Genomic DNA, 20,587 nt, shown 5'->3' with positions numbered 1-20,587 from the left:
GCCGCTCTTGCGACCGGCCTGTGCTTTAATGGGCGATTGTTGAAATGGATTTTTCTAGCGAGGGATAACGCTTATGTTTGCTGTCGGAATTGCGCTTCTTGCCGTTGGATTAGGCACTTCAAATCCTGGGCTCTGGATACCGGGCGCCGCGCTCATGGCTGCCTGCGTCGTGAAACGAGCACGCAGCTGACCCCTTGGCCCCCATATCGCGGCAGTGAATAGAGGGGGAAGGGGACAGGGGTTACACAGAAAGAGTACGGATTTGCCCTCAGATCAGAAGGACCTGCGCTGCGGTGCGGTCGTCCCTCAGCTTTTGCCCGGACGTGCGCCCACCTGGATCTGTGTGTAAGAAAGTGAAGCCTGTCGACCCGCACGGCGGCTCCGTATTGACTCACCGTGTTCTCTCATCTGGATAAAAAAATGTAATACACACCTTAAGCAGTGGATTCATTGGAACAGCTGTGTATTCTGTCTCTCCAGTCAAGAATATGAGTTCTAGGTCCGTTCCATGCGTAATCGCGGCAAAATCTATTGGGAATGGGCCAATTCTGCGTTGCATTCCCGCAACTACGATGAGCGCCTTCCCTGCGGCACTTTAATCAACATCCAAGCCCGACTCTCACTTGAAAACGTCACTCAACTTTTCCTGGGTATCTACGGGAAAAAAGGCGTGCTCTTGCTCGAAGAGGTACACCCTGACTGCCGTGGACAGAAACTGTCCGCGGCGATGGCCTGGGCGCTCGAGCGTGCTCACGACTGGGTCGCCAAGGCGTTTCCTGCGCCCAAAGCACCAGGGCCTGAACCACTCCCGCGCAGAGGCTCGCGTCTTCACGGATAACGATGCAGGGAAAACGGAACGCTCGTCAGATCGCTTGAGTCGTATCTCCATCAAAAGCGCATTGAGGCGCCCAGTTGGAGAAAGTGATGAGCCTTCAGTCCACCAGTCATGACCTTTACGTGCATTCCTACCTTGGTTACCAGGCATCGATTTACGTGCTGTGGGAGTCGAGCGTCGAATTTCCCACGGGGATGTTGGTCGAGGTAGGGAAGCCGGGCGCAACGGCGCGAACCCTGCGTGTGAGTCGACCATTCTCCTCTTCGACAGAAGCCATTCTCGAAGGGAAGGTTATGGCTGAACAGTACGTGGAAAGTCAGAAAAGGGGAGCTTGTGCTGCCAGGTGAGTTCGCCGAGGTCTGATCGGACCCACCGCAACCACGGGCAGGTCGACCACCTGCGAATCTGTGCAGCTGTTGATAACGGTATTCCCTGTTCGTCGAGTCGAGCCATTTCAACAGTAACCGCTTGCGCAAGTGCCATTGTGGACGGTGGTGTTACCAATCGTCGTGCTGCGCGGGTTCCAAGTCGACCCGGTCCCCGAGTCGAAACCCTGCACATCAGTGGTCGATGATGTTGCGCTGCCGGTACTTGGGCCGGCATGGTCTACTACCGCTTCACTGAAGCGGCTCTATCAGCTCAGCGCCTTGATTGCGCACATTGCCAATGGCTGTGCTCACTCGATACCACTCGAAGGCCTCGGCTGGCTCGCCCAGGTTGAGCGCCATCTGCTCGGCTTGTTCGCCCGGCGTCGCGGGTTGCATCCACTCACGCGCAAGGTCTGGGGCCAAAACCACTGGCCTGCGGTCGTGCACATCTACCATTCCGCCCTGGGCATCGGCCGTAATGATGACGAACCCGTCATGCTCGCTGCCAGCGAACTGGCCGATGCTGGCGCAAAGGGAAGGGCGCCCGTCCCGGCGTCGGATGTAGTACGGCTGTTTCTTCGGTCCGCCTTCATCGACCCATTCATACCAGCCGTCGATCGGCGTTATGCCTCGGTGCGGCCAGATCGCCCGGAAGAAGGGGCCGTGTGCCACCTTTTCGACCCTGGCGTTGATCGGCGCGGCACGGTCGGTCGCCCAATGCGGTCGCCAGCCCCATCTCACCAGGTCCGCCCGCGGGCCTGCTTCATCCACTCGCAAGAGTGCCATCGGCGTGGTCGGCGCGACGTTGTACCGGCCAAGTGGCTGGTCGCCGACGTTGTTCCGCCAGGCCTCTGGCAGGCTCAGGGTTTCGACAAAGTCGTGTATGCCTCGGTATTGACTCAACCTTCCACACATGCGCGGCCCTCCTGCCAGAGCAAGCATAGCGCTTGGGCGTATCGCCGGTGTGGAGGGGGCGACGGCGTGCCGTACGCGCAGTCCTGGCGGTGCAGGGCTGAATGAACGCCCCACCGCCATTCAGCACGGCGCCAAGTCTGATCTTCCAGGCGTTATAGGCTCGTTCGAGGGGACCCGAACGAAAATGCAGTACTTACCACCCTCCATCGATTCAAAGGCCACCAGCTTTTCCACCAGCGCGGCGCTCAAAACCTTGCCGGCGTTAAGCAGCAACATGCCGTTGTCGGCGTTCAGGTTGCGCGCAAGCACCATTCCCGGCGCCAGGTCACGGGTGGTACACACCTGGACTTCAGGGTCCACCAGGGTGAGATCGCTGTGGAACGAGGCGCAAACCTGGACGAAATCCTCAAGGAGTGCTGGGTCATACAACCGGCCGGCGTACTTGCGCAGGTAGAGCAAGGCCTCGTCACTGTTCATCTGCCGTTCAAGAATCAAACCCCGCTGCAGCTCAACGAAGTCCACGGCCAGCTTGAGCAAGCGAGCGCCGAACGGGATAGCTTCACCCTTGAGCCGGTCGGGGAAACCGCTGCCGTCCCAGTGTTCCTGGTGATGCAGGATCAGGCGCGCGGCATCTTTCATGGGCTCAAGGGTCATCAGCAGCGCTTCACTTTGGCGTGGGTAGTCGCGATAGCGGTCGCGGTCGCTGTGCATCAACTGGTCCGAAGGGGCAACGATCATGCTATCCGGCCAACTCAATTTGCCTATGTTGTACAGCGCCGCAGCCATGGCCAGATCGCGGCTGATCGCCTCGTCCAAGGCGTGGGCCCGACAGTAGCAACGCACCAGTTCGATGATCTGCCGATTGGTCTGCTTGGCTGGAGGCAGCCGCAGATTAGCCAACATCGAGAACACTTCAGTCCCGGTCACATAGCTGTGTTTCAGTTCTTCATAGGCCAGATCGAGCATGTCAGCGGTCTGCTGCAGCTCCGCGGTACGGGCTGCAACGCGTTTCTCCAGGTCGTTATTGAGCAGTCTCAACTGGGCGTTCTGCCGACGTGCCAGCAGCTCCAGGCGTTGGCGCTCGCGTTCGGAATGCTGGTGCTCCAGGGCCTGGCGCAAGGTCAGTAGCAATTCGTCGTCGTTCCAGGGCTTGCTGATGTAACGGTGGATCTGACCGTCATTGACGGCCTTGATGATTGCGCTCGGGTCGGCGTAGCCGGTCAGCAAGATCCTGACGGTCGATGGGTGATGCTGATTGATCTGTGCTAACAAGGTGGCGCCGTCCATACCAGGCATGCGCGCATCGCTCATCACCAGGTCTACCGGGCCCTCGGCCATCTGCGCCAGTGCCTGTTCGCCGCTGGTCGCCAGCTTCACGTCATAGGGTTGGCCACGCAATAGCCGACGCAGACTGCTAAGGATCGACTCCTCGTCGTCCACTAGCAACACGGTCGGCCGATAGGGTGGGTTCGGGTTCGGTTGCACTTCCATGGCAGGCCTCACGCGGTCGATCTATGGAGCACTCGAGCTCAACGAGTGCTTAGGTCAAAGGCTAGATCATTTTTCCGCGACAGGTGTCGGAGCAAGACGTGGCGGGTGGCAGGCAAATTGTCTGGAAGGCATCTAACCTGACGGCATGGCACCACCCTTCTGTATATCCGTAAGCCCAGGGAAAAGGATTCTCCCGGATGTTCGCGCAGACAACCTGTCGTTTTCGTTCCGTTCTTCACCCGCAGCGCTTGCGACGTTGCCTGAGCCTGTGGGTGCTACTCGTTCTGAGTGTGGACAGCGGGGCCGAGCTGCTGGACGAGCCGCTCAAGCCACTGCCTCCGATTCCCGCTCTGGCACCTGGGCGTGTCGAGCTGGGCCGCCAGTTGTTCAACGATCCACGGTTGTCGCGCAACGGCACACTGTCCTGCGCCAGTTGTCACCGTCTGGACAAGTACGGGGCCGATGACCGGGCGTTTTCCATGGGGGTAGATGGCCTGCCGCTTACGCTCAATACGCCAACGGTACTCAATGCCAGCCTTAATTTCCGACAGTTCTGGAATGGCCGGGTCGAGTCACTCGAGGAGCAGGGGGATGCGGTGATCACCAGCGCTCACGAGATGGGCGGAGACTGGCGCGTGATCGAGCAGCGCATCGCCGCAGACGTGCGTTACCGCCAGGCGTTCAAGGATGCCTACCCGGACGCGGTGACAAAGGACAACATCCTCAGCGCGTTGGCCGATTACCAAAGGACGCTTCTTACCCCTGGCGCACGCTTCGATCGTTACCTGCAGGGCGATACCGAGGCGCTTACCCTGGAGGAAAAATACGGCTATCAGCGCTTCAAGGACTATGGCTGCATCGCCTGCCACCAAGGGGTGAATATTGGGGGCAACATGTTCCAGAAATTTGGCGTGTTCGGCGACTACATCGCTGACCGCGGCAACCCCACCGAGGCGGATCAGGGCCGCTTCAACGTGACCGCAGAGGAGGCCGACCGGGGTGTGTTCAAAGTGCCGAGCCTGCGCAATGTGGCGATGACCGCGCCCTATTTTCACGATGGCTCGGCGCCTACGTTGGAGCGTGCGATCGACGTGATGTTCCAGTATCAGCTTGGACGAATCCCAAGCGATGAGGACCGCAGGCTCATCATGCTGTTCCTCAAAACCCTTACTGCTGAAAAGGCGGGTCAGCCATGAGGGTGATTTCTCGGCGTACAAGCCTGATTCTATTCAGTGGCTTGGTCTTTGTACTGGCGTCGATGCTGCTGTACTTGTACCTGAATTCCGGGTCTGAGCAGACCCAGACCTACAACGAATCCCGAGATCTCATTCGTCAGCTCAAGCAACAGGATGCTGTATGGGAAAACGAGGTGCTCAAGGCCCGGGTAGCCGTTTCCCATAACTACGATCCACTTGTGATCCCTCTCAAGGAGATGAAGCGGCTGTGGGCACGATTCGACCGCCGGGAAGCCGAGCAAGGGCGCGATGACTCAGACCAGTGGCGCGATGCCCATGACGGTTTTCTTTCTGCGTTCGGGGAAAAGGCTCGGCTCGTGGAGCAATTCAAGTCGCACAATGCCTTGTTGCGAAATTCGTTGGCATTTCTACCCACCGCCGAGGACGGTATTCAGGCCCAGATCAACACCATGCTGGCCCCGAATCGGCAGGAGGTACACGTATTCGTCACGGACACTTATGACCTCTTGCTAAGTGCCCTGGAGTTCGCGCAGGTTACCTCTGTGGAAAGGGCTGCCGAGATAGAGGTGGGGTTAGGCAACTTGGCTGTTAACACGGAGAACCTGCCCAAAGAATTCCAGACGCCCCTCAATCTGTTGAGCAATCACGTGGCGTTGATCCTGCGCGAGCAACCTGTCGTCAACCGCCTGCTCGAGCAGATCGAGGCGATCCCGGTTGCTGAACGCCTGGATACGATCACCAGCCTTTTGGACAGGGATCAACAGCAGGTTGAAAAGGTCAACCGTAAAAACCATCTCTACACGTTATGGCTATCAGGCTTGCTGATGTTCTCGGTCATTTGCCTGGCTGCGCTGCTGGTGCGCAGCTTCGCCGAGGTGAGACGGGTCAACAACGCATTGCAAAGCGCCAATGACGTCCTGGAACAGCGGGTCGAGGAACGCACCCTGGCGCTCCGGAACGCTCAGAGCGAGCTGTTCAACGCCGCGCGCCAGGCAGGTATGGCGGAGATCGCCACCAATGTGTTGCACAACGTGGGCAACGTGCTCAACAGCGTGAACACATCCTCTGATCTCATCGCTCGAACGTTGCGCAGCAGCAAAACACAGGGTTTGGGCAAGGCCATGCAACTGTTTCGCGAGCATGCCACTGACATCGGTCGGTTTCTCGACGAGGATCCCAGAGGCCGGTTGCTTCCCGGCTACCTCAACCAGCTGACCGAGGCGATCGCCGATGAACAGAAGGAGATGGCGATCGAGCTGGAACGAATGAACAAGAGCATCGACCACATCAAGGAAGTGGTGGCCACCCAGCAATCCTATGCCGGCGCTAAAAATGTGCCAGAGCCGCTGTCGGTCAACGACCTGGTCGAGGACGCACTGCGCATGAACGCAGGCGCGTTGACCCGGCATCAAGTGAGGGTAGTGCGCGACTTCGCAGATCTGCCTCTGGTGATGGGCGACCGGCATCGGCTGTTGCTGATTCTGATCAACCTGATCAGCAACGCCAAGTACGCCATGTCCGGCCCCGTCAGCGACCCGCGGACGATGATCCTCAGGACGCGCATCTTTGAGGGGGGCTTCCTGGAAATGAGCGTGCTGGACGAAGGCGAAGGCATTGCCCCTGAAAACCTGCAGAAGATCTTTGCCCATGGCTTCACCACGCGCAAGGACGGGCATGGTTTCGGCTTGCACAGTTGCGCCCTGGCCGCCCTCGAGATGAATGGTCACCTGACCGCACACAGCGACGGCCCTGGCTTGGGTGCTGTCTTTACCCTGAGGATCCCGCTGATCGCGGTGACGGAGCCTGCATGAGTGACATGATCAATCGCCGGATCCTGCTGATCGATGACATGCCGACTATCCACGAGGACTTTCGCAAGATCCTTGCCCCGGCCAGATCGCAGAACTCTGAGCTGGACGAGATGGAAGGGTTGTTGTTCGGCGAGCAGGTCAAGAATGAACGACCGGTATTCGAACTCGATTCAGCCTATGGCGGTGAGGAAGGTCTCGGCCTGCTGAAGCGTGCGCTGCAGGCCAGCAAGCCCTACGCGTTAGCGTTCGTCGACATGCGAATGCCAGGTGGATGGGATGGCGCTCAGACCATTGAGCACCTGTGGGAAGAGGACCCGCTGTTGCAGGTAGTCGTCTGCACTGCCTACTCGGACTATTCCTGGGATGAGTTGCTCGACCGGCTGCAGGCACATGACCGCCTGCTGATCCTGAAAAAACCGTTCGACAACATCGAGGTCCAGCAAATGGCCAGCACCCTGCTGACCAAGTGGGAAATGACCCAACGAGCCTCGCTGAAAATGCACCAGCTCGAACAGCGGGTAGAGCGGCGTACCCAGCAACTGACCCAGGCCAGCGAGGCGCTGCAGCAGGAGATCGAGGAGCGCAAGCAGCTGGAAAGCCAACTGGTGCAATCGGAGAAGCTCGCCTCGTTGGGGCAGATGGCTGCCGGCGTGGCGCACGAGATCAACAATCCGATCGGTTTCGTGTCCTCCAACCTGGGCACTCTGGGAGGGTACTTCCAGCAACTGGTAGCGATGCTCGACGCCTATCGCGAGGCCGAACTGATGCTCGGCGCAAACGAAACCACTGGGCGCTTGCAAAGGCTTCGTGAGCAGACGGAGCTGGAGTTCCTTATGGAAGACATCCCGATCCTCATCAAGGAGTCCAAGGACGGAATCGGTCGAGTGGCGCATATCGTCAAGGACCTCAAAGACTTCTCGCGCGTTGATAGCGCTCAGCAGTGGCAATTAGCCGATTTGCAGCAGGGCATTGACTCCACGCTTAACATCGTCGCGAGCGAGCTGAAACATAAAGCCGACCTGGTAAAACGGTACCAGCCGTTACCCCCTGTCGAATGCCTGCCGTCGCAGATCAACCAAGTGATAATGAACCTGGTCCTTAACGCCGCCCAAGCCATGGGCCCCGAGCGGGGCACCATCACATTGGGCACTGCTCATCAAGGCGCCTGGGTGTGCATCGAAGTTGCAGATACAGGCGCGGGGATAGCACCGGAGAACATCAAGAAAATCTTCGATCCTTTTTTCACCACCAAGCCCGTCGGCCAAGGTACAGGGCTAGGCCTGTCCCTTTCCTATGGCATTGTAAAGAAACACGGTGGGGAGATAACCGTATCAAGCCAGGTCGGAGTGGGAACAACGTTTCGTGTACAACTGCCGGTAAAGCAGAGCGCAACGCTGTGATAGCGCACGCGTTCTAGCGCTGGCTGGCATGAAGTGCAGGAGCCCGACGAGGGGAGGGCTCGCTTGGGTCGGCTTGCGCACTGATTCAGAGAACCCTGCATTGTGCTATGGGGGAGCGGCACAGTCTGTGATAATGGGCAATGACAAGGGCCCTATCATGCTGACTATCTCCAATAACGTGCATCTGCCAGATGCCGAAATCGAACTCACATACATCCGCGCGCAAGGCGCGGGTGGGCAGAATGTCAACAAAGTGTCCAGCGCGGTACACCTGCGCTTCGACATCCAGGCCTCATCGTTGCCCGAGTTTTACAAGGCGCGGCTGCTGGCGCTGCGTGACAGTCGCATCACCGGCGACGGCGTGTTGATCATCAAGGGCCAGCAGTACCGCACCCAGGAGCAGAACCGTGTTGACGCATTGGCGCGTCTTGCCGAGTTGATCATCACCGCAGGCAAGACCGAAAAGAAACGCCGCCCCACTAAGCCGACCCTCGGCTCGAAGACCCGCCGCCTCGAAGGAAAAGCCAGGCGGAGCACTGTCAAGGCGGGGCGGGGGAAGGTGGAGTTCTAGTGTCTGTATGAACAGCGTTGAGACGAAGTTCAGGCAAGGCGAAAACAGCCGAGGAAGCGGAGTTTACGGGTTGTAATTGAGCATTCCGAGGCTGTTTTCAACGCGGCCTCACCGAGTATCAAGGTATTTCATACAGCGCCAAGAAGGAGATATACCCAATGTCGTCGAGCTGACGGTAGATCTTTGCCGCTGATTTTTAATTTTGGTTTGAACTTGAACTGCGTTAGGATTCTCTAAACAGCATCCACGTATTCAGGAGTATGCACATGTCGCGTTTGGCAGAGTTTAGACAGCTTGAACAGAAGTTGGCGGCCCAGTTGGCCGAACTGGAAGCCATGAAAAGCAGCGGTGAGCTTCAGAAAGAGATCGAGTTCGAGACCAAGCTGCGTGACCTGCTAAGCAAATACGGTTACAGCCTGCGCGATATCATCAACATCCTGGATCCTCAGGCCAGTCGCCGTTCCGCAGCTCCTGCGGCTACAGAGAAAGCCCCACGCCGTGCCCGGCAAGTGAAGCAGTACAAGAACCCGCATAATGGAGAGGTCATCGAGACCAAGGGTGGCAACCACAAGCTGCTCAAGGAATGGAAAGCCCAGTACGGGGCAGAAGAAGTGGAATCCTGGGTGTCCTGATTTGTGCTGATGTCGCCCTCATTGCGCTATCTGAAACGCCTTGTTCTTTTTCGAGGAAGCGACAGCGTCGCCTCCTCGAAATACGGCGTTGGGCGGAATGAGCTGACGTGGTTAAACAGGAAGTTCCGCGACTAAGCACTCAGGGCCCGTTTCAACACTTCGTAAATTTTGGCATCAGCCGATTGGGCAACGTTGAAACGGAGGAAATCACCCGCAGCCATCGACTGGCTGAACGCATTTCCGGGCGCCAGCACTACACTTTCATTCAAGCAAGCCCGAGCCAGCGTTGCTGCATCCTTGCCTTGAGGAAGTTGGCACCAGACGTACATGCCTGACTGGGGCGTTATCCAGGGCTTGATACCAATGGCTTGAAGCCTCGCCACCGTTCTTTCCATAGCCTCGGCCAGCCTGAGGCGAACACTTTCCATGTGTTTCCGGTACCCGCTATCGGTAATCGCCAGATGGATGATGTCCGCGGCCAGGCGGCCACCCCCGAATGTGGTCGCAATCTTGAGATCGACCAGGCTCTCGATCCAGTCACTGCGAGCCGCGATGTAGCCGCATCTAATCGAAGCAGAGATGGTCTTTGAAAAGCTACCTATCTGGATGACACGAGAGAGGCCATCGAAGGCAGACAGCCGTGGCGCTGGTGCATTCTCGAAATCCCCGAAGATATCGTCCTCTACGATCACCAGGCTGGAGGTGTCGGCCAGCTTTAGCAACCTGTGTGCCGTGACCGGAGACAGGGTGGCGCCGGTCGGGTTGTGGATGCCTGAATTGGTTATGTACAACCGGGGAGAATGCGCGAGCAGGGCAGCGCCAAAAGCATCGATGTCCGGGCCCGTCGCGGTGTAGGGAACCCCTACGATATTCACCCTGTGCGCTTTCAGCAGTGCGTGAAAATTGAAATAGCAGGGGTCATCGACCAGCACAGTGTCCCCCGGCTCCAGCAGAAAACGGCAGATCAGGTCGATGGCGTGGGTGCCGGACTCAGTGAGCATGATCTGTTCAAGAGGGGCTTCGATCCCGATGCCTGTCAGCTTCCGTGACAAGAATTGCCTGAGAGGCAGATGCCCAAGTGGCGAGGCGTACTCAGTCAGTTTCAATGTGTCGGAACGGGCAACGGTTCGAAGCGCTTTGCGCAAGCCGGCTTCGAACATCCAGGAGGCAGGTAGCCACCCGCACCCCGGTTTCAACGCATCGCTAGCGGTGTCAAGAGACTGACGCGAGATCCACAGCGGGTCCACTTCACGATCAAGCCTTGGGCCGAGTTCGGTGAGTACCAAGGGCGCCACTGGCCCGGCTACGTAAAAGCCGGAGCCAGGACGAGAATTGAGTACACCCTCTGCCATCAGCCTTTCATAGGCCTCAAGCACCGTAGAAACCGACACCTGCATGGTCTGAGCCATCGCACGCACCGAGGGAATTCTCGCGCCTGGTGTGTAGGTTCGAGAGGCTATCCGCGACTGGATTTCACCCATGACAGTTCGAATTCGCGTTCCGTCCCGTTTCATCGCACCCTCAACTGTGCTGGAGTCATATGCATAACAGTTTGGTTTAAGTGTATTGGATTGTACATGGCCTGGGTGAGCCTGTCGGTGATGTACTGAGCCTTGGCTTATCGAGGACTTACCGATGGAAAAATCAGCAACCGGGTGGATCAACGGTTTCATAGGCGTCGCCATTTTTGCGGGTTCGTTGCCGGCAACCCGAGTGGCAGTGGCCGACTTCGAACCGACGTTCCTCACCTGTGCCCGGGCGACAATTGCCGCCATGCTGGGCGCGCTTTTTCTGATCGTGCTACGCCAGCCTCGACCTAAACGGCGGGATTTGTCGCCTTTGGCCGTAACAGCGCTCGGCGTCGTTATCGGTTTCCCGCTACTGACAGCATTTGCCCTTCAGCACATAAGCTCTGCTCACTCCATTGTTTTTGTCGGGCTCCTGCCATTGTGTACCGCAGGATTTGCGGTTTTGCGGGGCGGTGAACGACCTCGGCCATTGTTCTGGCTGTTCTCGTTGACAGGTGCCGGGTTGGTCGCTGGCTATGCGTTGATGAACGGAGGCGAGGCGTCGGCGGTGGGCGATCTGCTGATGTTGGCTGCGGTTGTGGTCTGTGGGTTGGGCTATGCCGAAGGAGCGCGCCTCTCGCGGACATTGGGTGGTTGGCAGGTGATCAGCTGGGCGTTGCTGGTAGCGTTGCCGTTCATGCTGCTGCTGACGGTGGTCAATCTTCCAGCCCCTGATGACTTTGCCAGGGTAAGTGCCCCTGCGTGGTTCAGCTTTGGCTACGTTTCACTGTTCAGCATGCTGATCGGGTTTGTGTTCTGGTACCGAGGGCTCGTCCAGGGGGGGATTGCGGCAGTGGGCCAATTGCAACTCTTTCAGCCGTTCATGGGGCTTGGGCTGGCAGCGTTGCTTCTGCACGAGCATGTCAGCTGGACGATGCTGCTCGTGACGCTGGGGGCTGTCATCTGTGTTTATGGGGCCAGGAAGTATGCCTAAGCACAGCGACGTGCCCAGTCAAATAGCTGGGTATAGCCCCCGCCGTCTGCCCCCGGGCTGAGTTGCACAAAACACCTGATCCTTTATGTAAAAGGATCAGGTTTAACCTGACTTACAGGCCCAGTTCAGTCAGCCCTGGGTGATCATCCGGACGGCGACCCAGTGGCCAGTGGAACTTGCGCTCGCTTTCCTTGATGGGCATGTCGTTGATGCAGGCGAAACGGCGGTGCATCAAGCCATCGGCTTCAAATTCCCAGTTTTCGTTGCCGTAGGAGCGGAACCAGTTGCCCGAATCGTCGTGCCACTCGTAGGCATAACGGACCGCGATGCGGTTGTCGGTGAAGGCCCAGAGCTCTTTGATCAACCGATAGTCCAGTTCTTTTTTCCACTTGCGAGTGAGGAAGTCCCGAGCTTCTTCACGGTTGTTTGCAAACTCGGCACGGTTACGCCATTGGGTGTCCACCGTATAGGCCAGGGCAATCTTTTCGGGTTCGCGGGTATTCCAACCATCCTCAGCGAGTCGGACCTTTTCAATCGCCGATTCGCGAGTGAAAGGAGGAAGTGGCGGACGAGCGTGTTCGTTGGACATGGTGGTGCCTCCAATCTTTTGGATGGTTCAGTTGGGTGGGTATTTCTTTAACTTTAAGCGCTTGCGCGTTGCACGTCCTTGAGCAAGACCTTTGCGATTTCTCGTGCACTGTCGAGCGCGGTGTGATCACCCATGACGTGGGCCACGGTTATCGTGCCCTCTATAATCAAGAGAAGTTGCTTGGCCAAGCCAGTCGGATCGTTAACACCTAATTCGCTGGTCAGTTCTAGCGTGTAGTCCAGCAGCTTTTGTTTATGCAGTTTTGCGATCTGTCGAACAGGATCGTCTGCGTTACCCACCTCTCCGGCGGTGTTGATAAAAGCACATCCGCGAAAACCGTCTGACTCGAACCAACTTTTCAGGGCATCAAAAATGCCAAGGATGCGTGCCTCTGGCGTTTGCGCTTTTTCGCATTCACTTCTGAACCACGTCATCCAGCGTATATCGCGTGCATTGAGTGCCGCCGCTGCTACGTCGTCTTTATTCGCAAAATAGCGATAAATACTTTTACGGGCGACGCCCGAGGTCTTTACCAAGAGGTCCATGCCCGTGGCGTGAATCCCGTTTTCGTAAATAAGCTTCTCGGCAGTCGCCAGGATTTTTTCGCGTGTATCGGTCATTGGCTTATCCATGTAGTCAGAGTAGAACGATCGTTCTCCCTGGTCAAGCAGCTCTTGAAATTATTCGATTGCGTGCAAGCGGGGCGCCGGCGTGCTTTCGATCAGAGTGGCTGGCTTCGCGCTGATCAGTCGCGCTCCAGTTCGGCGAAGCGGCTGGACAACCAGGCGTGCAGGTGCCTTACCGCAGGCGACAGCTGCTTGCGGTGCGGGCACACCAGGCTCAGTGGCATGGCGGGCCCGGGGTGATCCTGCATGAGCACGACAAGTCTTCCCGCCAGCACATCGTCGCTCACATCCAGCCAGGACTTGTAGGTTATCCCTTCGCCGGCCACGGCCCAGCGCCGGGCGATATCGGCGTCGTCGCAGAGCAGGGCGCCACGCACTTGGACGGTCTGCGTTCCCAGTTGCCACTTGTCGTAGACCCGCCCCTGCTGCATGTACAGCAGGCACTGGTGTTCGAGCAGATCTTCGGGGGCTTGGACGGTGCCTTGCCGCGCCAGGTACTCGGGCGAGGCCACCAGCACCTTACGGTTCCAAGGTGCTAGTGGCAGGGCTATATAGTTGGCTTCGGCGTTCAGGCCATAGCGGATGGCGATATCTACCGGATCGCGAAAAAGATCGGCGATCTGGTCGGAGAGAAACAAGCGCAGGTTCAACTGTGGATGCTCTCGGCGAAACGCCGTGAGCCAGGGCAACAGCACGTTGCGGCCCAGATCGGAGGGTGCAGCCACCTGCAAGGTTCCGCTGAGCTGGGCGCTTTCCTGACGCAGGTTGTCGCGCCCGTGCCTGAGGGCTTCCAGGGCGACAAGGGCCGAGGGCAGGTACCGCTCGCCTTCGGCTGTCAGGCGCAAGCTGCGCGTGGTGCGGGCAAACAATCGCACATCCAGTTCACGCTCCAGGCGCTTGACTGCCTCGGCTGCCTGGCCAGGTAGCAGGTCGGCCTCGTGGGCCGCCGCGGTAAAGCTGCCCAGCGCAGCGCTGCGAACGAAGATACCCAGGTCGTCGAGACGGATCATTATCACTCCTGCAATGAAAGTGTTGACGGACAGGGCCCGTTTTTCCCGGACGCCTGGGACGCCAGACTCGATGCCAAATCAAACCACATTCAGCAGTGAGTGCCTATGAAAGCGATCAGTTTCATCCACAAAGGCTTGCCTATCGAAGACCCTGCGTCTCTCCAGGACATCTTCATGCCCAAGCCCAGCCCTGGGCCCAGGGACATTCTGGTCGAGGTCAAAGCCGTGTCGGTCAACCCCGTAGACACTAAGGTACGCGCGGGAACTTTCACGGGAGAGCCGAAAATACTCGGCTGGGACGCGGCCGGTATCGTCCGCGAAGTCGGGCGTCAGGTGACCCTGTTCAAGCCCGGAGACCAGGTGTACTACGCCGGTTCCATCGCCAGGCCCGGCAGCTACAGTGAATATCACCTGGTTGACGAACGTATCGTCGGGCATCAACCGCGCAGCCTGGGTGCGGCGCAGGCAGCCGCGCTGCCGCTGACGGCCATCACCGCCTGGGAACTGCTGTTCGATCGCCTGGGGATCGCGGAGGGCGGCGGGGAGGGCGATGCCCTGCTGATCGTTGGCGCTGCCGGCGGCGTCGGTTCGATGCTGGTGCAGTTGGCCCGGCAACTGACCCGCCTGACGGTTATCGGCACGGCCTCCCGCGCCGAGACCAGCAACTGGGTACGCGAACTGGGCGCCCATCACGTCATCGATCACAGTGCGCCGCTGCAAGGGCAGCTGCAGGCCCTGGGGATCGAGTCAGTCAGCCATGTCGCCAGCCTCACCCATACTGATCAGCACTTTGCGCAACTGGTTGAAGTGCTGCGCCCCCAAGGTCGCCTGGGCGTGATTGACGACCCGCAGACCTTGGACGTCATGCCGCTCAAGCGCAAGTCGCTGTCGCTGCACTGGGAGCTGATGTTCACCCGCTCGCTTTACGAAACCGACGACATGGTGCGCCAGCACGAGCTGCTCGAGCGCGTGGCCGGGCTGATCGATCAAGGCATCCTGCGTACCACCTTGGGCGAGCATTTCGGCGCCATCAATGCCGCCAACATGCGCCGTGCCCATGCGCTGGTCGAGAGTGGCAAGGCGCGCGGCAAGATCGTCCTGGAAGGCTTCTGAAACCTGTTTGACAGACAACGGCGGACCGGTCGATCCGGTCTGCCATGAGCATGCTTGAACGAACCGTGTTTCTCCGCGCCGCGCACATTCCCGGCGCTACGCCCGGTGAAACTCATGCACACATTGAAGCAGGCAGTACCGCGCCTGCTCTTTGCCACTGACCAGGAGCTTGATGTGAACCGACAAGATTACCCCCTCGTTTCCCTCGCCATCCTCAAGGCCAAGCCAGGCCAGGCCCCAAAGCTGAAAGCGGCCTTGCTGGCATTGATCGAACCGACTCGGGCGGAGCCCGGCAACCGCGACTACATGTTGTTCGAACGCAGCGACGAGCCTGGGACGTTCTACATGCGCGAGGCGTTCGACCATCGGCAGGCCCTGGACGCGCACCTGACCACCGCTCACTTCCAGCGGTTTGCCGAGCAGGCCGAACAGCTGTTGGCGGAGCCCTTGCAACTGATCTTCCTTGACCCGGTGTCATCTGCCGTTGCGCCCTGTCCCTGAGGCAGGCCAGGCAATGCGACCCGCCCTGGGGCACTGTTACCTCGACCGATGTGGATGGCTGTTCTCGAGGACGTTGGCGCCAGTTTGCGAGTGGGTCGCCATTCCAAGTTCAAGGACGCCGCTGAACTTTGGTTGCCAGCTGCTTGATGCTGGGTTCTTTTGAACGTACGGCGCGGTGTTCAAACAGACTTATCAGGGTGCCCGTAATTGCAATCAGCGCCAGCATAAATAATCCGATGTCCGAATTTTCCATGGTCTCGTCCTGCGGGTTGATGGGTACAGGTTGACACTATTTCTTGGCACGGCGGGTCATGCCATACGCCGTAAAGCCACGGCCATGGCCCCGCCAAGTACCGCCATGGCCAGCAGCAGCGTGGGGAACGTCAACCACCAGGGCATGCCGGCGGTCATCATGCTGAACTCCGACATGCCGCCGATGCTGGCAAGCAGGTTCAACGGCAGGAACACCACATTGATCATGGTCAGGTTGCGCAGCGCGTGGTTCATGCCGTTGTTGGCCAGGTTGCCGCGGGCCTCGATCAGGTTGGTAAAGACCTGGGCATGGATCTTCGCCTGCTGGTAGCTTTGCTCGTTTTCGATGATCAGGTCATTCAGCACTTCCAGTTGCTCGGGCCCGAAGCCGTGTTTCTGGCCATGGCTGCGCAGCAGGGCTAGCACGGCGCCATTGCTTTGAATGGCGTTGACGTAATACACCAGGCTTTCGCTAAGGCTGTACATCTGCACCAGGTGCTGGTTGTCCATGGACCGATCGAACTGCAGCTGGATTTCGCGGGCCACCTGCTTTACCACCCGCAGGTGGCCCAGGTAGTGATGCACGCTCTCAGCCAGCATCGCCATCAGCACATCCAGTGGGGTACTCATGCCCGCCTGCCGGTCTACCCCGGCGAGTAGCGAGTTGGCGGCGCAGATCACCACCAGGCGCTTTTCGCTGAGTACAACGCCGAATGACGAGACATTGAATACCCGGCCATCGAAGCTTTCCGGGCGCTTCCAGATCAGGAACAGATGATCTGGCTTGATCTCGATACGCGCCACTTCATCCGGGTCCAGGGAGGACTCCAGCGACTGGGCACTGACCCCAAGGCACTCGCACAACCGGGATTGCTCCGTTGCGTCCGGCGCGACACACAACCAGACGCTGGCTCGTTCCTCGGGGGCTTCAAGGAGGGCACCGTCTACGGCGAGGTAGTATTCGATCATCGTTTACCAGGCCTGGCCGAGGTGTTTACGTTCAAGCCGCTGCACGAAAGCCTGCAGCACTCGCTGGTAGAGCGCGTTACCCAGCACGGCATCTTCGGTGCCGGCATCGAGGTTGGGGTTGTCGTTGACTTCGATCACCAGTACACGGTCGCCGGTCTGCTTCAGGTCCACACCGTACAGCCCTTGCCCGATCAGCCTGGCAGTGTCGACGGCCAGCTTTACGACTTCGGGCGGTGCCTGTTCCACCGGGACCGCGCGGCACAGGCCGTTGACTTCGCCGGCCTGGGCCTTGTGGTTGTAGATTTGCCAGTGGCCCTTGGACATGAAGTACTGACAGGCATAAAGCGCTTCACCGTTGAGTACGCCGATACGCCAGTCGTATTCGGTGTAGCAGTACTCCTGGGCCAGCAGCAGTACCGAGTGTTCGAACAGTTCCTGTGCCGCCGAGGCCAGTGCCTGGGCGTCGGCGACCTTGATCACGCCTTTCGAGAAGCAGCCGTCGGGAATCTTCAACACCAGCGGAAAACCGAGGCGCCGGCCCACAAGTTCGAGTTCCTGCGGGCGGTCCTTGTACAGGATCTCCGTGGCCGGTGCGCCGAGGTTGTGGCGTTTGAGCAGATCGGCGAGGTACACCTTGTTGGTGCAGCGCAGGATGGAGGAGGGGTCGTCGATCACCACCAGGCCTTCGCTTTCGGCCTTTTTGGCAAAGCGATAGGTATGGTCGTCCACCCGCGTGGTCTCCCGAATGAACAAGGCGTCAAATTCGGCCAGGCGCGCATAGTCCTTCTTTTCGATCAGCTCTACATCGATGCCCAGCTGTTTACCGTTTTCGATGAATTGCTCCAGCGCCTCGGGATTGGACGGTGGCAGCGCCTCGGCCGGGTCATGCAGAATCGCCAGGTCGAACCGGGCCAGGCGTTTGGAGGCGGGCTGGCGCCACGTCCGGCGGTTGAAGGCATCCAGCGCGTTGGCAAACAAGTACTGTTGCTCATCCCGCAGTTTGTGCAGCGCGCCGGCCTTGATCCCGTCGATCTGCCAGGTATCACGCCTGCGAAACTCCACCAGCAAGACAGGGCAGGGGAACGACTCGAACAGCTGTCGGCCGATATCCTGAAGGGGTTCAATGGCGGTCCGCCCGAAATACAAGGTGAGGGTGAAAGCCTCGGTGCTGCCATAGGGGTGATCGGCCAGGGCTCGTTCCAGCGTGCGTTCCAGGTCATCCAGCCCCACGCCATAGAGCGCCTTGCGGGTGAGCTCGCTGATGGTTCGCACCGACGGGAACACCTTGTGGCCCCGTGCCTCGGCGAGCAGCGAGCAGTAGTAGCCTTGCCCCAGATACTTGTAGCTGCGGCACAGGTTGATTACCTGCGTACGCCTCGCAACATCGTCGCTGTGTTCAAAGTAGTCCTGGGCCAGCATCAGGCTCTCGCTGGGAAAGTAGCTGGCCCAGTCTTCCTTGCGCTCCACCACGATCAGCAAGCGGTTACCGGCGCTCCGCTTACTGGGTGGCTCCTCGGAGAGGGTTATTGTGGAAACTTCGGTTTTGGCCAATACTTCGGCCACGTTGGCTTGCACCGCTGACATGAGTATTCGATCCCTGTTGAAGAAGACGCCCCTTCAATAAATCACGGGTTTCCCGACCTGTCCCGGTTCGTTACTCAAACATTACGGTGTTGCCATGGCTTTTGATTTTCGCTTTGCATCGGTGGCCGATATCGATGCGCTGGTTGCCCTGGAGCAGGACTGTTTCACCCTCGACCGCCTGAGCCCGCGTAATTTCAACTGGATGGTGCGACGCGCCAATGCCAGCTTTATTGTCGCTGAACAACAGGGGCATCTGGCGGGCTACGCGCTGCTGCTGTTCCATCGCGGCACGTCACTTGCCCGTCTGTATTCAATTGCCGTAAGCCCGGCCTGGCGCGGCCATGGGTTGGGCCAGCAGTTGCTGGAGCAGGCCCAGGCAAGTGCGCTTGAGCGTAATTGCGCCTGGCTGCGCCTGGAGGTGCGTGCGGACAACCCTGCGGCCATCAGCTTGTACGAAAGCAATGGCTATCAACGCTTCGCTGTGGTTGAGAACTACTACGAAGACCACAGCCAGGCGCTGCGTTTCGAGAAGCGTATCCTGCGCAGTGCTCCGCCCCCTGCACGGCAAGTGCCGTACTACGCGCAAACGACCGAGTTCACCTGCGGAGCGGCCTGCCTTTTGATGGCCATGGCTGCGGTCGAACGGGCGCGGGCCATGCACCGCAGCGAGGAAATTCAACTGTGGCGAGAAGCGACCACCATCTTCATGACGGCAGGGCACGGCGGTTGCAGTCCGCAGGGGCTTGCACTGGCGGCCTGGCGCCGCGGGTTCGAGGTGTGCATGGTGGTCAGCCAGCCTGGATCGCTGTTCCTCGATGGAGTACGCAGTGCTCAGAAAAAAGACGTAATGCAATTGGTCGAGGACGGCTTTGCCGGAGCGTTGGCCGAAACCGACGTGCATCAGGTGCTGGCGCCCGGCCTTGATGTGCGGTCAGCGTTGCAAGACGGGTTCAGGCCGGTGGTGCTGATTAGCAGCTACCGTTTCACTCGTCTGAAAGCCCCGCACTGGATCTTGGTCACGGGTTGCGATGACGAATTCGTGTACCTGCATGATCCTGATGTGGATCACAGCCGCCAAAAACGCATCCTGGACTGCCAGCATCTGCCAGTAAGCCATGCCGAATTTCAGCGCATGAGCAGTTTCGGCAGGCAGCGGGTAAGGGCCGCTGTGCTGTTGCGCGGGCGATAGAACGGCTGTGCAGGTGGGTACGTATGGCATGGGCATGGAGTGAACATGAATAGTGCTCCGGATGGGCTCACATGCCGGAGCACTTTGCGCTTCAAGCGTGAAGCAATGCCTCGAGCTGGCCCTTGCAGTCGAGACACGCCAAGTCATCAGCAGAATACGCACGCTACTGTTGCCAGTGTTGGACCCGACTGGCGCGATAGCCGAGGCGCAGGAAGGGCAGGCCTTCGTGCGTGTTAATCAAGCAAAGGGCGAAGGAAGCTCCTTTCGTAGCTTACGATGAACTTCAATTCGGACGCTTCCTCCACCAGGCGCATGCACTCAGGATCGCGTGCGGCTTCCTGACGGTATCGCGCGTAGTCGGCAAGGTCTGCGAAGCTAAAAAGGCAATACGCGACGTTATTGGCCCCTTCAGCCGGCAATTACCCATCCGTGATGCTGGCCACCCAGACGGGGCCAGAAAAACCGATCATTCACGCGTGGTTATACCGGCATGAAGCAGCGCCGCGATAATGAAAGGAGCCTTTTTCTCTAGATACTCAGCCATCCCACCCGTATTGCTCGACTCCAACTGAAGCTTCAGCGTTTCATACTGTTGGCGGATCGAGGCATCGCGCCTGAGCAAATCTCTGAACCCCAGCATCTGAGTGATCGTCAGGTGGTCGCGGGTACAAACATGGAGCTTGTGCGTGCGAATCCCATCCACATTGCGCCGGTAGAAATGATGGCCCTCTGACAGATCACTTCCCCGTACATACCCCAAAGCCATCAACACCTCGTCCCGCGTCGAGGTATTGCGATGCGCGTGAACCTCAATGAGCACATCGAGTTCGGGCTTCGCCGCCAGCCCTGGGACAGACGTGCTTCCAACGTGGAGGATAGCAATCAGTTCAGCGTCGAATGCCGAGGCAATGAGTGGCTTGTCTGTCAGGAAGCGGGCGGGCCATGTGGGATCGTAGGGGGTAATCTTGCTGGTCAGTGCCATGTCCGTTCCTTGGCGATAACTATTTGAGGCGCCGGATTGTCCATCAAGGCG

General features: G+C 58.8%; 21 protein-coding genes and 1 pseudogene. 11 read left to right on the top strand and 11 right to left on the bottom strand.

The genetic code is table 11. The features are described 5' to 3' along the window. Nucleotides 1-508: 508 nt before the first annotated feature. Nucleotides 509-838, top strand: coding sequence for a hypothetical protein (locus PRJ_RS14970; protein ID WP_080634978.1), 330 nt, complete (start codon nucleotides 509-511; stop codon nucleotides 836-838). Nucleotides 839-924: 86 nt separating this feature from the next. After that, nucleotides 925-1,182 (top strand): hypothetical protein, encoded by a 258-nt coding sequence (locus PRJ_RS30710; RefSeq protein WP_104961823.1) that lies wholly within the window; start codon nucleotides 925-927, stop codon nucleotides 1,180-1,182. Between the two features lie 270 nt (nucleotides 1,183-1,452). On the opposite strand, the gene PRJ_RS14960 is transcribed toward PRJ_RS30710, so the two are convergent. Both PRJ_RS14960 and PRJ_RS14955 read right to left on the bottom strand, forming a co-directional pair. Next, complete coding sequence (locus PRJ_RS14960; protein ID WP_104961822.1) at nucleotides 1,453-2,118, bottom strand: SOS response-associated peptidase; 666 nt, start codon at nucleotides 2,116-2,118, stop codon at nucleotides 1,453-1,455. Between the two features lie 120 nt (nucleotides 2,119-2,238). Continuing rightward, a complete protein-coding gene (locus PRJ_RS14955) occupies nucleotides 2,239-3,609 on the bottom strand; it encodes an HD domain-containing phosphohydrolase (protein ID WP_020189881.1) in 1,371 nt (456 codons plus the stop codon). Nucleotides 3,610-3,806: 197 nt separating this feature from the next. Between PRJ_RS14955 and PRJ_RS14950 the strand changes: the two genes are divergently transcribed. The 5 genes from PRJ_RS14950 to PRJ_RS14930 all read left to right on the top strand — a co-directional run bounded on the left by PRJ_RS14950 (nucleotide 3,807) and on the right by PRJ_RS14930 (nucleotide 9,219). Beyond that, entirely contained in the window at nucleotides 3,807-4,805 is a 999-nt protein-coding gene (locus PRJ_RS14950) for a cytochrome-c peroxidase (RefSeq protein ID WP_104961821.1), read from the top strand. Further along, on the top strand, nucleotides 4,802-6,616 hold the full coding sequence (locus PRJ_RS14945; RefSeq protein ID WP_104961820.1) for a DAHL domain-containing protein: 1,815 nt from the start codon (nucleotides 4,802-4,804) through the stop codon (nucleotides 6,614-6,616). Before PRJ_RS14950 ends, PRJ_RS14945 begins: the two co-directional genes overlap by 4 nt. Beyond that, nucleotides 6,613-8,016 (top strand): ATP-binding protein, encoded by a 1,404-nt coding sequence (locus tag PRJ_RS14940; RefSeq protein ID WP_049586148.1) that lies wholly within the window; start codon nucleotides 6,613-6,615, stop codon nucleotides 8,014-8,016. The genes PRJ_RS14945 and PRJ_RS14940 overlap by 4 nt, the downstream gene beginning before the upstream one ends. A gap of 157 nt (nucleotides 8,017-8,173) precedes the next feature. Next, nucleotides 8,174-8,587, top strand: a complete 414-nt coding sequence (gene arfB / locus PRJ_RS14935; protein WP_104962882.1) for an alternative ribosome rescue aminoacyl-tRNA hydrolase ArfB — start codon at nucleotides 8,174-8,176, stop codon at nucleotides 8,585-8,587. A 266-nt stretch (nucleotides 8,588-8,853) separates the two neighbouring features. Next, the gene (locus PRJ_RS14930) at nucleotides 8,854-9,219 is read left to right on the top strand and encodes a histone-like nucleoid-structuring protein, MvaT/MvaU family (RefSeq protein WP_014591145.1); all 366 of its coding nucleotides are present in this window, start codon (nucleotides 8,854-8,856) and stop codon (nucleotides 9,217-9,219) included. A gap of 131 nt (nucleotides 9,220-9,350) precedes the next feature. Here PRJ_RS14930 and PRJ_RS14925 read toward each other — a convergent pair whose 3' ends face one another. Beyond that, entirely contained in the window at nucleotides 9,351-10,733 is a 1,383-nt protein-coding gene (locus PRJ_RS14925; RefSeq protein ID WP_104961819.1) for a PLP-dependent aminotransferase family protein, read from the bottom strand. Between the two features lie 121 nt (nucleotides 10,734-10,854). On the opposite strand from PRJ_RS14925, the gene PRJ_RS14920 reads away from it, so the two are divergent. Further along, complete coding sequence (locus tag PRJ_RS14920) at nucleotides 10,855-11,721, top strand: DMT family transporter (RefSeq protein WP_010953849.1); 867 nt, start codon at nucleotides 10,855-10,857, stop codon at nucleotides 11,719-11,721. A gap of 112 nt (nucleotides 11,722-11,833) precedes the next feature. Here the strand turns inward: PRJ_RS14920 and PRJ_RS14915 are convergent, their stop codons facing one another. The 3 genes from PRJ_RS14915 to PRJ_RS14905 form a co-directional block, all read right to left on the bottom strand. Continuing rightward, nucleotides 11,834-12,310, bottom strand: coding sequence for a nuclear transport factor 2 family protein (locus tag PRJ_RS14915; protein WP_020190199.1), 477 nt, complete (start codon nucleotides 12,308-12,310; stop codon nucleotides 11,834-11,836). A 53-nt stretch (nucleotides 12,311-12,363) separates the two neighbouring features. Then, nucleotides 12,364-12,930 carry a TetR/AcrR family transcriptional regulator gene (locus tag PRJ_RS14910; RefSeq protein WP_010953851.1) on the bottom strand — a complete coding sequence of 189 codons (567 nt, stop codon included), beginning with the start codon at nucleotides 12,928-12,930 and terminating at the stop codon, nucleotides 12,364-12,366. 125 nt (nucleotides 12,931-13,055) lie between these two features. Continuing rightward, nucleotides 13,056-13,946: a LysR family transcriptional regulator gene (locus PRJ_RS14905; protein ID WP_104961818.1), complete on the bottom strand. Its 891-nt coding sequence runs from the start codon at nucleotides 13,944-13,946 to the stop codon at nucleotides 13,056-13,058. 105 nt (nucleotides 13,947-14,051) lie between these two features. On the opposite strand from PRJ_RS14905, the gene PRJ_RS14900 reads away from it, so the two are divergent. Both PRJ_RS14900 and PRJ_RS14895 read left to right on the top strand, forming a co-directional pair. Then, the gene (locus PRJ_RS14900; RefSeq protein WP_104961817.1) at nucleotides 14,052-15,059 is read left to right on the top strand and encodes a zinc-binding alcohol dehydrogenase family protein; all 1,008 of its coding nucleotides are present in this window, start codon (nucleotides 14,052-14,054) and stop codon (nucleotides 15,057-15,059) included. A 114-nt stretch (nucleotides 15,060-15,173) separates the two neighbouring features. Beyond that, nucleotides 15,174-15,560: a putative quinol monooxygenase gene (locus PRJ_RS14895; RefSeq protein ID WP_104961816.1), complete on the top strand. Its 387-nt coding sequence runs from the start codon at nucleotides 15,174-15,176 to the stop codon at nucleotides 15,558-15,560. Between the two features lie 109 nt (nucleotides 15,561-15,669). On the opposite strand, the gene PRJ_RS30080 is transcribed toward PRJ_RS14895, so the two are convergent. From PRJ_RS30080 to PRJ_RS14885, 3 genes are read right to left on the bottom strand one after another with little or no spacing between them, the layout of a single operon-like run. Next, nucleotides 15,670-15,813, bottom strand: coding sequence for a hypothetical protein (locus PRJ_RS30080; protein WP_177429898.1), 144 nt, complete (start codon nucleotides 15,811-15,813; stop codon nucleotides 15,670-15,672). 56 nt (nucleotides 15,814-15,869) lie between these two features. Continuing rightward, a complete protein-coding gene (locus PRJ_RS14890) occupies nucleotides 15,870-16,781 on the bottom strand; it encodes a magnesium transporter CorA family protein (protein ID WP_104961815.1) in 912 nt (303 codons plus the stop codon). 3 nt (nucleotides 16,782-16,784) lie between these two features. Beyond that, complete coding sequence (locus PRJ_RS14885) at nucleotides 16,785-18,365, bottom strand: RimK family alpha-L-glutamate ligase (RefSeq protein WP_020190206.1); 1,581 nt, start codon at nucleotides 18,363-18,365, stop codon at nucleotides 16,785-16,787. Between the two features lie 94 nt (nucleotides 18,366-18,459). On the opposite strand from PRJ_RS14885, the gene PRJ_RS14880 reads away from it, so the two are divergent. Then, complete coding sequence (locus tag PRJ_RS14880; protein ID WP_104961814.1) at nucleotides 18,460-19,554, top strand: GNAT family N-acetyltransferase/peptidase C39 family protein; 1,095 nt, start codon at nucleotides 18,460-18,462, stop codon at nucleotides 19,552-19,554. 233 nt (nucleotides 19,555-19,787) lie between these two features. Here PRJ_RS14880 and PRJ_RS14875 read toward each other — a convergent pair. Both PRJ_RS14875 and PRJ_RS14870 read right to left on the bottom strand, forming a co-directional pair. After that, nucleotides 19,788-20,004 (bottom strand): annotated as a pseudogene (locus PRJ_RS14875) (NIPSNAP family protein); the annotation flags it as partial. A gap of 16 nt (nucleotides 20,005-20,020) precedes the next feature. After that, a complete protein-coding gene (locus PRJ_RS14870; RefSeq protein WP_104961813.1) occupies nucleotides 20,021-20,536 on the bottom strand; it encodes a GrpB family protein in 516 nt (171 codons plus the stop codon). Nucleotides 20,537-20,587 lie beyond the last annotated feature (51 nt).

This window comes from Pseudomonas sp. XWY-1 (genome assembly GCF_002953115.1).
In the GTDB taxonomy this organism is placed as follows: Bacteria; Pseudomonadota; Gammaproteobacteria; order Pseudomonadales; family Pseudomonadaceae; genus Aquipseudomonas; species Aquipseudomonas alloputida.
Note: the sequence above shows the minus strand (reverse complement) of the source record. Positions and strands in the feature narration are given on the sequence as shown.

What these genes read in the sequence shown, in the direction of transcription:
- PRJ_RS14970 (WP_080634978.1), top strand. Translation starts at nt 509, where the DNA reads ATGCGTAATCGCGGCAAAATCTATTGGGAATGGGCCAATTCTGCGTTG.
- PRJ_RS30710 (WP_104961823.1), top strand. Translation starts at nt 925, where the DNA reads ATGAGCCTTCAGTCCACCAGTCATGACCTTTACGTGCATTCCTACCTT.
- PRJ_RS14960 (WP_104961822.1), bottom strand. Translation starts at nt 2,118, where the DNA reads ATGTGTGGAAGGTTGAGTCAATACCGAGGCATACACGACTTTGTCGAA.
- PRJ_RS14955 (WP_020189881.1), bottom strand. Translation starts at nt 3,609, where the DNA reads ATGGAAGTGCAACCGAACCCGAACCCACCCTATCGGCCGACCGTGTTG.
- PRJ_RS14950 (WP_104961821.1), top strand. Translation starts at nt 3,807, where the DNA reads ATGTTCGCGCAGACAACCTGTCGTTTTCGTTCCGTTCTTCACCCGCAG.
- PRJ_RS14945 (WP_104961820.1), top strand. Translation starts at nt 4,802, where the DNA reads ATGAGGGTGATTTCTCGGCGTACAAGCCTGATTCTATTCAGTGGCTTG.
- PRJ_RS14940 (WP_049586148.1), top strand. Translation starts at nt 6,613, where the DNA reads ATGAGTGACATGATCAATCGCCGGATCCTGCTGATCGATGACATGCCG.
- arfB (WP_104962882.1), top strand. Translation starts at nt 8,174, where the DNA reads ATGCTGACTATCTCCAATAACGTGCATCTGCCAGATGCCGAAATCGAA.
- PRJ_RS14930 (WP_014591145.1), top strand. Translation starts at nt 8,854, where the DNA reads ATGTCGCGTTTGGCAGAGTTTAGACAGCTTGAACAGAAGTTGGCGGCC.
- PRJ_RS14925 (WP_104961819.1), bottom strand. Translation starts at nt 10,733, where the DNA reads ATGAAACGGGACGGAACGCGAATTCGAACTGTCATGGGTGAAATCCAG.
- PRJ_RS14920 (WP_010953849.1), top strand. Translation starts at nt 10,855, where the DNA reads ATGGAAAAATCAGCAACCGGGTGGATCAACGGTTTCATAGGCGTCGCC.
- PRJ_RS14915 (WP_020190199.1), bottom strand. Translation starts at nt 12,310, where the DNA reads ATGTCCAACGAACACGCTCGTCCGCCACTTCCTCCTTTCACTCGCGAA.
- PRJ_RS14910 (WP_010953851.1), bottom strand. Translation starts at nt 12,930, where the DNA reads ATGACCGATACACGCGAAAAAATCCTGGCGACTGCCGAGAAGCTTATT.
- PRJ_RS14905 (WP_104961818.1), bottom strand. Translation starts at nt 13,946, where the DNA reads ATGATCCGTCTCGACGACCTGGGTATCTTCGTTCGCAGCGCTGCGCTG.
- PRJ_RS14900 (WP_104961817.1), top strand. Translation starts at nt 14,052, where the DNA reads ATGAAAGCGATCAGTTTCATCCACAAAGGCTTGCCTATCGAAGACCCT.
- PRJ_RS14895 (WP_104961816.1), top strand. Translation starts at nt 15,174, where the DNA reads ATGCACACATTGAAGCAGGCAGTACCGCGCCTGCTCTTTGCCACTGAC.
- PRJ_RS30080 (WP_177429898.1), bottom strand. Translation starts at nt 15,813, where the DNA reads ATGGAAAATTCGGACATCGGATTATTTATGCTGGCGCTGATTGCAATT.
- PRJ_RS14890 (WP_104961815.1), bottom strand. Translation starts at nt 16,781, where the DNA reads ATGATCGAATACTACCTCGCCGTAGACGGTGCCCTCCTTGAAGCCCCC.
- PRJ_RS14885 (WP_020190206.1), bottom strand. Translation starts at nt 18,365, where the DNA reads ATGTCAGCGGTGCAAGCCAACGTGGCCGAAGTATTGGCCAAAACCGAA.
- PRJ_RS14880 (WP_104961814.1), top strand. Translation starts at nt 18,460, where the DNA reads ATGGCTTTTGATTTTCGCTTTGCATCGGTGGCCGATATCGATGCGCTG.
- PRJ_RS14870 (WP_104961813.1), bottom strand. Translation starts at nt 20,536, where the DNA reads ATGGCACTGACCAGCAAGATTACCCCCTACGATCCCACATGGCCCGCC.